This is a genomic window from [Clostridium] symbiosum ATCC 14940 (assembly GCF_000466485.1).
Classification (GTDB): domain Bacteria; phylum Bacillota; class Clostridia; order Lachnospirales; family Lachnospiraceae; genus Otoolea; species Otoolea symbiosa.
In genome coordinates, this window is sequence record NZ_KE992828.1 from 1 (window position 1) to 12111 (window position 12111).

14 protein-coding genes are annotated in these 12111 nt (G+C 48.4%); 11 read left to right on the top strand and 3 right to left on the bottom strand.

All coding sequences use genetic code 11. The features are described 5' to 3' along the window. Positions 1 to 398 precede the first annotated feature (398 nt). The 3 genes from CLOSYM_RS03800 to CLOSYM_RS03810 are packed head-to-tail and all read left to right on the top strand — an operon-like array spanning position 399 to position 2889. Complete coding sequence (locus CLOSYM_RS03800) at positions 399 to 2009, top strand: VanW family protein (RefSeq protein WP_021641024.1); 1611 nt, start codon at positions 399 to 401, stop codon at positions 2007 to 2009. Positions 2010 to 2036: 27 nt separating this feature from the next. Then, positions 2037 to 2453, top strand: coding sequence for a rhodanese-like domain-containing protein (locus CLOSYM_RS03805; protein WP_003507482.1), 417 nt, complete (start codon positions 2037 to 2039; stop codon positions 2451 to 2453). Between the two features lie 4 nt (positions 2454 to 2457). After that, a complete protein-coding gene (locus CLOSYM_RS03810) occupies positions 2458 to 2889 on the top strand; it encodes an RrF2 family transcriptional regulator (RefSeq protein WP_003503373.1) in 432 nt (143 codons plus the stop codon). Positions 2890 to 2979: 90 nt separating this feature from the next. Here the strand turns inward: CLOSYM_RS03810 and CLOSYM_RS03815 are convergent, their stop codons facing one another. Continuing rightward, positions 2980 to 3300 (bottom strand): helix-turn-helix domain-containing protein, encoded by a 321-nt coding sequence (locus tag CLOSYM_RS03815; RefSeq protein ID WP_003503374.1) that lies wholly within the window; start codon positions 3298 to 3300, stop codon positions 2980 to 2982. A 175-nt stretch (positions 3301 to 3475) separates the two neighbouring features. Between CLOSYM_RS03815 and CLOSYM_RS03820 the strand changes: the two genes are divergently transcribed. Next, positions 3476 to 3706 carry a hypothetical protein gene (locus CLOSYM_RS03820; protein ID WP_003503375.1) on the top strand — a complete coding sequence of 77 codons (231 nt, stop codon included), beginning with the start codon at positions 3476 to 3478 and terminating at the stop codon, positions 3704 to 3706. A gap of 58 nt (positions 3707 to 3764) precedes the next feature. Here CLOSYM_RS03820 and CLOSYM_RS03825 read toward each other — a convergent pair whose 3' ends face one another. Continuing rightward, positions 3765 to 4652: a LysR family transcriptional regulator gene (locus CLOSYM_RS03825; protein ID WP_021641025.1), complete on the bottom strand. Its 888-nt coding sequence runs from the start codon at positions 4650 to 4652 to the stop codon at positions 3765 to 3767. A gap of 351 nt (positions 4653 to 5003) precedes the next feature. Between CLOSYM_RS03825 and leuC the strand changes: the two genes are divergently transcribed. The 6 genes from leuC to CLOSYM_RS03855 all read left to right on the top strand — a co-directional run bounded on the left by leuC (position 5004) and on the right by CLOSYM_RS03855 (position 9585). Further along, positions 5004 to 6269 carry a 3-isopropylmalate dehydratase large subunit gene (gene leuC, locus CLOSYM_RS03830; protein WP_021641027.1) on the top strand — a complete coding sequence of 422 codons (1266 nt, stop codon included), beginning with the start codon at positions 5004 to 5006 and terminating at the stop codon, positions 6267 to 6269. A gap of 64 nt (positions 6270 to 6333) precedes the next feature. Continuing rightward, the gene (leuD, locus tag CLOSYM_RS03835) at positions 6334 to 6819 is read left to right on the top strand and encodes a 3-isopropylmalate dehydratase small subunit (protein WP_003503380.1); all 486 of its coding nucleotides are present in this window, start codon (positions 6334 to 6336) and stop codon (positions 6817 to 6819) included. Between the two features lie 184 nt (positions 6820 to 7003). Further along, entirely contained in the window at positions 7004 to 7393 is a 390-nt protein-coding gene (locus CLOSYM_RS03840) for a DUF2500 domain-containing protein (protein ID WP_003503382.1), read from the top strand. 19 nt (positions 7394 to 7412) lie between these two features. Further along, positions 7413 to 7670, top strand: a complete 258-nt coding sequence (locus tag CLOSYM_RS03845) for a hypothetical protein (RefSeq protein ID WP_003503384.1) — start codon at positions 7413 to 7415, stop codon at positions 7668 to 7670. Next, positions 7671 to 7940, top strand: a complete 270-nt coding sequence (locus tag CLOSYM_RS03850; protein WP_021641030.1) for a hypothetical protein — start codon at positions 7671 to 7673, stop codon at positions 7938 to 7940. A gap of 91 nt (positions 7941 to 8031) precedes the next feature. Continuing rightward, positions 8032 to 9585: a nitrite/sulfite reductase gene (locus CLOSYM_RS03855; RefSeq protein ID WP_021641031.1), complete on the top strand. Its 1554-nt coding sequence runs from the start codon at positions 8032 to 8034 to the stop codon at positions 9583 to 9585. Positions 9586 to 9638: 53 nt separating this feature from the next. Here the strand turns inward: CLOSYM_RS03855 and gltS are convergent, their stop codons facing one another. Further along, entirely contained in the window at positions 9639 to 10805 is a 1167-nt protein-coding gene (gene gltS, locus CLOSYM_RS03860; protein WP_021641032.1) for a sodium/glutamate symporter, read from the bottom strand. A gap of 289 nt (positions 10806 to 11094) precedes the next feature. On the opposite strand from gltS, the gene CLOSYM_RS03865 reads away from it, so the two are divergent. After that, entirely contained in the window at positions 11095 to 12093 is a 999-nt protein-coding gene (locus CLOSYM_RS03865) for a hypothetical protein (RefSeq protein ID WP_021641034.1), read from the top strand. Positions 12094 to 12111 lie beyond the last annotated feature (18 nt).

The window sequence follows — 12111 nt, forward strand, 5'->3', positions numbered from 1 at the left end:
AGCACACCCCAACATTCAGTATAGAACCTTTTTTTATTGAAGGCGGTGACCTGTGCGCGGAGTGTGCAGATTATCGCTTAACAGGAAAGTTCTCCTGTTAAATAAAAACCGCTCCGCGGAGGAACGCAGCTCTAAAGAGGGCTTGTTCACTAAGCTCGTTACATTCGCTAAGTGATCCAATGCCTGCAGCGATAGGGAATTAAGTCGCCGAAGCGACCCGCCGCAGGCGGAGAATCTCTCGAGCGGAGTTCTTTCTTCCGATTTTTTAAAAAAAGATATTGACAGATTTAACTGTATCTGATATTGTAACAGTATAAACTGTAATTTGAAAAAATACAGATGGAAAAAAATGGATATGATATTCTCGGAAAAATCCATTCTAAAAGGACGATGATAAAATGACAGGAAAATATAATAAACCAGGAAGCAGGGAAAAAAGAATCAATATGTCAAGGCGCAGAAAGAATTCCGCAGCCCACCAAAAGCGCAGGCTCCTCATTTATGGGGCGGCCGGTATTGCCGCAGCCGCAGTGATTGCCATCACTGTGCCGCTGCTCCAGAAGCGGCAGACAGCCGTATACGGCGAGACGCAGCTGCAGAGGCCGGAGAGCGGCGGGGCCGGAGCAGACGCAGAGGGTGCAGATAGAAAGCCGCAGCAGAAAGTGATTGCGGAAGGCATAGATATCAGCGGACTTTCCAAAGAGGAAGCGGCAAAGGTTTTATCGGAAAAATTTTCAGGTCCCATTAAGGTACAGGGCCCGGATGAGACGGTGGAACTGAGAAATCCGGTGGAGGCGGAGATTGCGCGCATACTGGAGAGCGCGCCCGGACAGGCAGAGGAAGTAAAGCTTTCCTTTGATTATGAGCGGATGGAGCAGGATATCCGGGAACAGGCGGCAGGACTGGCAGACAAATGGGATCAAAAGCCTGTGGATTCCAATGTGGTGTCCTATAACAAGGAAACAGGCGTATATGAATATTCCAAAGACCGGAACGGGCGGAATCTTGATCAGGATAATCTGGTGACGTCCATTATGCGGTCGGTGAGAGAGGGGGACTATAAAAGTCCGGTGGAAGCGTCATTTTCCATTACACCGCCCGCCCGTACCCAGGCGCAGGCAAAAGCGCAGTATCAGGTAATCGGAACCTTTACAACGAAATTAACCAATAATAAAAACCGTAATAAAAACGTAACCCTGGCAGCAGAGGCGATTGACGGGCTTATTCTAAAGCCCGGGGAAGAATTTTCCTTCAACAATACAACAGGGAACAGAACGAAGGAAAAGGGATATCAGCCGGCCGGAGCCTACCGGAACGGCGTACTGATAGAGGAGCCGGGAGGCGGCGTCTGTCAGGTTTCCACCACACTTTACCACTCGATCATTGAGGCCGGATTTAAGACAACGGAGCGGAACGCGCACAGTTTTGCCCCCTCCTATGTCGAAAAGGGGCAGGATGCCATGGTCAGCTTTGACGGCTATGCCGGTCCGGATTTAAAATTCGTTAATACAAGCGCCGCGCCGGTTGTACTGCGGGCCACGGTCAGCGGACTGGAGCTGAAACTGTCGATTGTGGGGATTCCCGTTCTGGACGACGGGGTCAAGGTCAGCATCCGTTCCGAGAAGGTACGGGATGCGGAACCGACTGCGCCGTCCTACGAAGAAAACACGCAATTACCGTTTGGAACGGAGAAGATAGTGGATCAGGGACAGAACGGTTCTGTCTGGAAAAGCTTCCGTGTCCTGACCAAGGACGGGCAGGTCCTGAAAGAAGAACCGCTGCATAACAGTTATTATAAGAGTAAGGCCGGGGTAATTCAGCGCAATACCACATTCCCTCAGATAGAAGAGACTGCAGGCGCGGCAGAGTCGGAAGGCGCGGCAGAATCGGAAGGCGCTGCCGGGACACAGGGCGGAGACGTACAGGCTCCTGAACCGGAACAGCCGGAGGCTGCGGGGCCGGCAGGACCGGCGGAGGAAGCGGCAGAAACACAGGTACCAGTTAATTGACAAATTTTACAAAACAGGTGAAAAAACATGAAAAATAAGGTATTATTAGGCGTAGGGATTCTGATTATGATGGGACTGTCCGGATGTGCCAGGGCGAATGCCGCAGCGCAGGAAGAAACGCAGAAGAACAAAGCGTATCACAAAATCACGGCCGCGGATGCGAAGGATATGATGGACAATGAGGATGTGACCATTGTCGACGTCAGAACACTCCAGGAGTATAAGGAAGGCCATGTGCCGGGTGCAGTCAACATTCCGAATGAGGAAATAGCGGATACAGAGCCGGAACTGCTGAGTGAGAAAGAGGATAAGATTCTGGTATACTGCCGGTCGGGCCGGAGAAGCAAAGAGGCGGCCGACAAGCTGATAAAGATGGGATATTCGCAGGTTTATGATTTTGGAGGAATCATCGACTGGACTTATGAAACAGTGAAAGAGGAATAGAAGGATGACAGGTGAATTTGCAGTAGGGGTACATGCTTTAGTATTTTTAAACCATAAAAAGACGGTGGTTTCAAGTGAGATGGTGGCGGAGAATGTCTGCACAAATCCGGCGAGAGTCAGGAAGATTCTGGCGAGCCTGAAAAAGGCCGGCCTTGTTTCGACGAAGGAGGGACTGGACGGAGGGTATCAGTTCAGCGCCGATGCCTCCAAGGTAAACTTGTGCATGATTGCCGATGCGCTGGGAGTGGCGTTTGTATCATCCTCCTGGAAAAGCGGAAATCTGGAGAAGAACTGCCTGATTGCCTCCGGAATGGCCGGGCTGTTGGACGGCCTGTATCAGCAGCTGGATCAGAAATGCAGGGAAGAGCTGAAGCATATAACGATTGCAGATTTAGAAGGACAGATTTTTAATAACAGGAAAAAAGCAGCTAAGTGAGCCAATGCCTGCGGCGGTAAGGAGTTATGTCGCCACAGCGGCCCGCTGCAGGCGGAGAATCCCGCTCGCGGGATTCTTTCCTAAACGGCTTCATCGGTTGTGTTCAGCCAGCCCTTTCACGATAGCCAGGATGTGTTCCAGACTTTCACTGCTCAGATAACGGCATTCTTCCGTAAGCTGATGCAGCTTCCAGGGCTCTTTTTTCTTTTCGTCAAAAAAATCAGATGGTGTGATGGCCAGAAATTCACAGATATAGAAAAAAACTTCCATGGACGGCATGGCCTTGCCATTCTCTACTTTATTGATATATCCGGGGTTCTGTCCCATGGAAAGGCTCATATCACGCGCTGAGACTCCCTTCCTTTCGCGCAGTTGCGACAATCTTCTTCCAAAGTCAAATTCGCTATACATAAGTTGCACCGCCTTTATACGTATAGTTTATGCCATAAACTGGTAAAAATTAGCGCATTATATGCGCAGTAAAGATTGACATGAAGCATATAATGCCATAAAATAGATTGTGTATGGTATTAAACGTGATACGACGGAAATAAAACTTCTATTTGTTTGGACGAGGTAAAGGTGGATGGAAAAGAGCAAGGGGATTTTAGACGAATTGAGACGAATTGTGGGATGCCTGTATATATCAGATCTCCATGACTCTGGCCGGTTTGAGCAGGTGAAGAGGGCAGTATCGGAAATAGAGCCGGACCATTACAGCGACAGGGAATGGCAGGAGGCTTTTGAATATGTGGCGGGGAAAAAAATTGAGAACGTGACGGAGGCGCAGGTGCGTTCTCTGTTTGAAAAGCTATAACCAAATAAATCTGAAAAGGATACTGGCTCAGCGCTGCTGGGACGGTATCCTTTTTCGATCACTTTGATGAACAGAAGCGGATAAAATTGTTCATTGTCTTAGTAGCATAAGCAGGATTATAAGCAAATCCGACCGTTCTGTTTCTTACAGGGGAACTGAGAGGAATCTCAATCAGGGAACCGTCTGCCAGTTCCCCTCGGACAAATTCACGGATGACACATCCGACTCCGAGGCCGGTTTTGGCAAATTCGATCAGAAGATCCATCGTGGTGGCCTCCAGAACCTGCTTTATTTCTATATTATGTTCTGCAAAATATGCGTCTATATGAGTCCTCGTCATATTATTTCTGTCAAGCAGAAGAACCGTTCCGGCAGAAAAGATATTCACATCCTCCCCCTCCCGGATCTTCAGATTATCGAGATAGGATTTAGTACAGACAAAGGTATCCTCAATTCTCATAACCGGCATAAATGAGAGCGACCTTCTTGTCTTTGGCTCCGCAATCAGGCCTATGTCCAGTTTCTGCTGTTCCAGCATCGAGATAGTTCTGGCCGTATCCTGGCTGTCAATCATAATCTTGACATGCGGATATTCATCAATAAAGCCCTTCAGGTATGGGAGCAGAATATATTTGCAGAGCGTATTGCTGACTCCGATTTTAATCTGGCCGATGTTAAAATTCTTGATCCGTTTCAGCTCGTTCTCACCCCGCCCCAGTGTATCGAATGCATTGCTGACATGGCTGAAAAGGACCTGTCCCTCCACGGTAAGCTGAACCCCTCTGGAATTCCTTGTAAACAATGAGACGCCCAGATTCTCCTCCAGCTTGCTGATGGATTTGCTGATTGCCGGCTGGCTGATAAAAAGCTCTTTGGCAGCTTTGGAAATATTGCCGGCTTTGGCTACCGCGTAGAAAATTTTATATTGGGATAAATGCTGTTCCATAATGACTCCCCTTATCTGGATATGTTTGGTAACAGTTCAGCCATGATGTATTCCGCGAGGTGTTTTCGCTGTTTTTTGCGAAAATCCCGAGTTGTGCGGCGCGGCGCGACGAAAAGTAAACTTTTCACCACAATCAACGGCGTTTTCTTGCCGTTTCTGTGCATCATTTGTGCAGTTTGGCCGAAGGCTGAACTGTAACTATGTTTGAAAGCCATGGGCAGGCTGTACAGAATGGGCCGGTGCAGTCTGCCTATAACCGAGGTTTATAACATATATTCGTATTATATATTTGTATTATAACAGGGCCGATGCTATAATGTAAATACATAATTTTTAGGAGGGAATCAAATCATGGGAATGACAATGACTCAGAAAATTCTGGCTGCACATGCCGGCCTTTCGGAGGTAAAAGCCGGACAGTTAATTGAAGCAGATTTGGATCTGGTGCTGGGCAATGATATCACAACGCCGGTTGCGATCAATGAGATGCAGAAGATGGATAACCAGACCGTTTTTAATAATGAGAAAATAGCTCTGGTTATGGATCACTTTATCCCGAACAAGGATATTAAATCGGCTCAGAACTGTAAATGCTGCCGTGAATTTGCCTGCCGGCACGATATTACCAATTACTTTGATGTGGGAGAGATGGGAATCGAACATGCCCTGCTTCCTGAGAAAGGCCTGGTAGTGGCGGGGGATGCTGTGATCGGAGCAGATTCCCATACTTGTACATACGGCGCTTTGGGCGCATTCTCCACAGGCGTGGGCAGCACGGATATGGCGGCCGGCATGGTGACGGGCAAGGCCTGGTTCAAGGTACCTTCCGCTATCAAATTTGAACTTACGGGAAAACCTTCCAGATGGGTCAGAGGCAAGGATGTGATTTTGCATATTATCGGCATGATCGGCGTGGACGGCGCTCTTTATAAATCTATGGAATTTTGCGGCGACGGAATCAGAAACCTGACCATGGATGATCGGTTTACAATCTGCAATATGGCGATTGAGGCCGGAGGAAAGAATGGAATCTTCCCGGTCGATGAACTGACGGAAGAATATATGAAGGAACATTCCAAACGTGATTATAAAATCTATGAGGCGGATGCAGATGCGGAATATGACGCAGTTTATACAATCGACCTGTCCGAACTGAAACCGACAATCGCATTCCCGCATCTTCCCGAGAATACAAGGACCATTGAAAAAGCGGGAGAGGTCAGGATTGACCAGTCCGTGATCGGTTCCTGTACGAATGGACGGATCGATGATATGAGAATTGCCGCCGGGATTCTGAAAGGGCGCAAGGTGGCAAAGGGAGTGCGCTGTATCGTGATTCCGGCCACTCAGGCTATCTATCTCCAGTGTATCAGAGAAGGGCTGATGGAGATCTTTGTAGAGGCGGGAGCTGTTGTCAGCACGCCTACCTGCGGCCCGTGTCTGGGCGGCTATATGGGAATTCTGGCAGAGGGTGAGAGATGTATTTCCACAACAAACCGTAACTTTGTGGGCCGTATGGGACATGTGGACTCGGAAATTTATCTGGCAAGCCCTGCCGTTGCGGCAGCCAGTGCAGTAACAGGCAAAATAAGCTGTCCCTGTGAACTGGGATTATAATGCTTGAACCGACCTTAGCTGTGCCGGACGGCACAGCAGCGGGAATTGATGAGGAGGAAGAAAGATGAAGGCATGTGGACATGTGTTTAAATATGGCGATAATGTGGATACGGATGTCATTATTCCGGCCAGATACCTGAATGCGACGGATGGAAAAGAACTGGCTAAGCATTGTATGGAAGATATTGACAAAGAATTTATTACAAAGGTAAAGGACGGCGATATCATAGTCGCCAATAAGAATTTTGGCTGCGGTTCATCTCGTGAACACGCGCCTCTGGCAATCAAATGTGCAGGGGTAAGCTGTGTCATTGCAGAGACATTTGCGAGGATTTTTTACCGCAATGCCATCAATATCGGCCTCCCGATTATTGAATGTCCGGAAGCGGCAATGGCAATCGGGAACGGGGATGAGGTGGAAGTGGACTTCGACAGCGGAATCATCGTAAACAAGACGAAGAATACAAGCTATCAGGGACAGGCTTTTCCGGAATTTATGCAGAAGATCATCACGGCCGGAGGCCTGGTGAATTATATTAACCAGAAATAACGATGTAAATGCGATGCGGGCAGGCGCCGGGATTAACCGGGCCTGCTTTTTTGTGGTGACCTGTGTGCGGGGCGTGCAGTTATCGTTCATTCATAAGAATGAAACATTTACAGAATTTGTCAGAAAAAAGTAAAAAACGGGGAGGCTAAATAAGATATACTGTAATCAGATAAGGAGGAGAGTAATGTATATAGATTCATTTATGTTCGGAGGCGGATTTGAGATAATGTTTACCCTGATTTTTATTACAGTATTCGGCCTGATCATTTTTACAATTATCCGCGGCATCGGGGAGTGGAATAAGAACAATCAGTCTCCCAGGCTGACCGTAGAAGCGTCGATCGTGGCGAAGCGTACTCATGTCAGCCGCCACACTCATCACAACGCCGGTGATATTACAGGCGCTCATGGCACTCATATGACTTCGTCCACCAGCTATTACGTAACGTTTCAGGTGGAGAGCGGAGACCGCATGGAGCTGTCGGTGAAAAGCAGTGAATACGGTATGCTTGCAGAAGGTGACAGCGGGCGTCTGACATTCCAGGGAACCAGATTTCTGGGATTTGAGAGATAAAGAAAAGAGGAAGATAGTAATGAAAAGAAAAGAGAAAATGGTTGGATTTATTCTTGGTATTATAACGGGGGCAGCGGTTATACTGAGCCTTGGCGGCCTGTATCTTGCGAAAAAGGATGCGGCGGCCGTTTCCATAATCGGGGGAGCCGACGGTCCGACCGCAATATTTATAGCGGGAAAGATTGATTTCACACCGGTATATATAGGCACCGCGATACTAGTCCTTATCACGGCCGGATATATGATATACAGGAAAAATAAAAAAGGAGGGAGTTAAATGCTGACACTCTTTAACCGAAGGGAAGTATATGCCACACAGAATATGCAAAAACAGGCAGAGGTCAGGGACACTCTCGCCCTGGCAGGGATTAATTATACCTTCAAAGTAAGCAGCGGCGCAGGAAAGCTGGGCGGGAGCCTGAGAGGAATCGGGATGGGACCGGCGGCGATGGCACTTATGGCAAGAGACGAATGCTCCTATACATTTTACGTACATAAGAAGGATTATGAATGGGCGATGGAGCAGATGCGCCGGAATCACCTGTAACAAGGCTATATTTGGAAGAATGAAATGAAACGGCTGAGGAATGATATATTATGTCAAAGTTTTTTAGGATATCAGGGAAAGGACATAATATATGGAACCCAAAAATCTGGAACCGGAACAGTGGAAACAGGATTACCGGGAATTTATCGAAGCTACCAGACGTTTCTATAATAAGACGCTGGATACGAAAACGTATAAAGGCATATCAGGAGGATTTGGAAGTTATGCACAGAGAGGCGGCAATGCCAGCATGCTGAGGCTGCGCCTTCCAGGCGGCCGTCTGGAGAAGGACAAGCTGGCATTTGTGGCCGGATGCATTGAAACGTACGGAATCGATCTTGTGCATTTTACCACCTGCCAGACCGTGCAGCTTCACAACCTGAATGAGAAAACCGTATGCAGGATCGCCCTGGAGGCGCTGGAGCATGGAATTATAACCAGGGGCGGAGGCGGAGATTTTCCAAGAAATGTTATGGTATCCCCTCTTTCCGGTGTGGAGAAGGAGGAGTATTTTGATGTAATGCCTTATTCTCTTGCGGTCTCCGATTATCTTTTAAGCCGGATTCACGGGCCAATGCTGCCGAGGAAACTGAAGGTTGCATTTTCAAATTCTGCGGAAAATCTTACGCATGCGACATTCCGGGATCTTGGATTTGCAGCGCGGCCGGACGGGCTGTTTGACGTATACTCCGCCGGAGGTCTGGGAATCAATCCGTCCTTTGGCATAAAGGTGGCGGATGGGGTGGAGCCGGAACAAATTCTGTATTACGTAAAGGCCATGTATGATCTGTATCTCGAATATGGAAATTATGAGAACCGCGCTAAAGCCAGAAGCCGGTTCATACCAGAGGCCCTGGGCGGGGAAGAACGTTACAGGGAGGTATTTCGTGAGATGCTTGAATCGGCTCTCACCTGCGGAGAAAACCTGAGGATGAATCCCAGGTGCGTCTTGGTGAGCAAAGAAGGCCGCATTCCTGCGCCTGATCATCCCCGGGTAATAGAGCAGAAGCAAAAGGGGCTGTACAGCGTATTGTACCATCCTGTGGGCGGAAGCCCGAAGCCGTCTTTTTTCCGGGAAATTTATAATGTGATCAGGGATATGGAACAGGTTGAGCTGCGCCTGACCCCCGGCGGGGCGGTCTATATCATAAACTGCGACGGGCGGGAAGCTGCCGGGGTTCTGAAGGTGACGGAGGGGGGCGCAGAGACGGCCTTCGAGGCATCGGCTGCCTGTATCGGCGCTTCCGTATGCCAGCAGGGTATCGGCGATTCGCAGGCGCTCTTAAAGAAACTCGTACAGGCTTCCAGGGAGGCGCAATTTGCAGACGGGATCCTTCCACAGATTCACATATCAGGCTGTCCTTCCTCCTGCGGGACCCATCAGATTGGTGAGCTTGGCTTTCAGGGCTGTATCATAAGAATAGAAAAGGCGGCGGTACCGGCCTGGCAGCTCAGTATAAACGGCTGCGAACGTCAGGGAAGCGAGCGGATGGGGGAGAAACTGGGAGTGATACCGGACGAGAAGGCGCCGGATTTTATCCTGGCTTTGGGCAAGGCGGTGGAAGCGTCCGGAAAGGGATTTATACGGTGGCAGCGTGATAATCCCGGCGCTCTGAAAGCGGTGGCAGAAAAATTTCTGGTATAGCCGGGTATTCCCCTGGCTGTGTCTGCAAGAGGAATACCCGGCTGTGGGAATATCTAAAGAACCCCGGCCAGTATCAGGTTCATATGAGTGATAATGAGAATAGCCATTGCAAAATCCATCAGAAAGCCGCCTACGATTGGTACGGTGAAAAAAGCTTTTGGAGACGGACGGTCATAATGTGAAACGACGGCGCTCATGCTTGCCATTGCGTTCGGGGTAGCCCCCATTGCATAGCCGTAGAAACCGGCAGCCATGACCGCCGCATCGTAGTCCCTGCCGTTTGTATTGTAAATAATCAGGGCGGCAAATACCGCGAGAAGAATAACCTGGCCAATTAGAATGATAATCAGAGGAAGTGCAAGCGCTGCAAGCTCCCATAATTCCAGGGCCATGATGGTCATTGCCAGGAATATATTCAGGAACAGGCTGCCCAACGCATCGATTTCTTTCGTATATACCTTGATATGCGCAGCTTCTCCGCCGTTTCTGATAAATGCGGCGGCGAAGATTGCGCCTACATAGGCCGGGAAAACCATTCCGCTCAGACTGATTAATTTTGATATGACTGTTCCGGCACCCATGGCAATTATGATTTGGAAAAAAGCCTTATGCATGGAAGACACCTCAATCACACTGGCTTCCTCATCCACCTCAATACTGCCGTAATCCACCTCTCTAACGCCGGTTTTTCTTACGTCCTTAAGCTTATGGCGGTCAATGAGAAATTTAGCGATGGGGCCGCTGACGAGACCGCCCATAACCAGGCCGAAGGTTGCGGATGCAATGGCAAAAGTCAGGCCCCCTACGGCTCCGTTTTGTTCCATAATCGGAGCAAAAGCGGCAGACGACCCTACGCCGCCCATCAGGGAGATAGAGCCTGCGCACATGCCGAGCAGAGGATTTAAGCCAAATGCCCGTGCGATTGCAACCCCCCATACATTCTGTATAATCAGCATGACGGAGGAAGTACAGAATAATATAAAAATAGCAATTCCGCCTTTTTTGATTATCTTAAGGCTTGCGCTGAATCCAATGGTTGAAAAGAATGCGATCATGAAAAAATCTTTTAATGTCTGGTCAAATGCAAATTGAAAAGCACCTGTCTGAACCCCGGCCATATTGATAATGGAGAACAACAATCCGCCGACTGCCGGAGCAGGAATACAATACTTTTCCAGAAAATGGACTTTAATCCTCCTATTTGATTCTGGCGGTGCCATATCCGGCACGCCGGTATTTGGGACAGGCGGTTTTTTTATGTAATTGCCTGCCCTGTAATTCGATTGATTGGATTGCTTTTAGATACCCGGGATATGAGATATTTTATCTGATTTGTAGAATATTTACAAATAATATATAAAAAGCTAAATACTATATAACAAAATACTTATATATTCAGATAAAATTAAAAGTTTAACGGAATTATAACATAAATATAGGGAATTTTAACAAAATTCTAACACGAGAATAAACAGCCAACAATATATAAAAAGGAAGAGGGAACCGTAGATGAAGAGAGTGAAAGCAGAAAATTACAGAAATAATGATAAAGATAAAGGGAGCGGAAGTCCGATTCATATAGAAAGGAAAGTGTTTGACTGCGGCGGTTATGAGTGGGTGATACCGGCGGCATACTCCGATGCTCAGGAAATTAACATAGATATTTGCCGGAGAATACCGGTGGAAGCGCTCCGGTCATTTCGGGACAAATGGGGAGATAAAGACAGAGCGTTACTTACGCAGGAGCAGTCTGCGCTGAGAAACTGCGATGATCCGTTACGGCTTCCCGTCAAATTTAGTATTGAGATAAACGGAGAGGAAATAAGGGGTAGCGGGTGGTACAAAACGGTCTGGCAGCCGGATGATTCTGGTGAAGGGAATATCCGGGTGAAGGAACTGCTGCAATTGTACGGTCTTGCCCCGGACTCCGCCTGGTTGTTTTACAGGGCTGTGTTTCATTGGGAGAGGGAGATGGCAGATATAAAATCAATGAGCCTGTTACTTTCATCAAACAGGGTGACCCGTCCTTCCGGCTACCGTTTTACAACGGCAGTAAACTGCGCGCCGTTCACGGTGACCGTACCGCATCGCTGCCGGGAGAAGGAATACCGGCTCCATATCCTGTCATGCCGCTGTAAAACGATGGATGATTTGGAGTGCGGTAAGCCGGATATGCATAGGGGTGAAAGCGGGCTTGTTTTTCCAAAAAAATATTATGTATTGGAATATAGAACAGAGTCTGACGGCAAGTCCGGGGAAGCTGCCGGCAGCAGAGAGGATATCCTTACGGTCCACGACTGTGCCAGGCCGGATTCACCGATTAGGAATAAGACAATAGTCAGTTCAATTGCAGCCAGTGTTATCGGCGGCGCAGCCGGTGTTGCCGTTTTGACGCAGGGGGAGACCAGGGCGGCCTGTTCCTCCATGTATTTTGAGGAAAAGCCGGAGATTGAGTGGTATGTCGGTATTGCATCGGTTCCGTTTCAGCCGGTTCAAATGGAGATTTAGTTAAGCAGGTGAGGACGC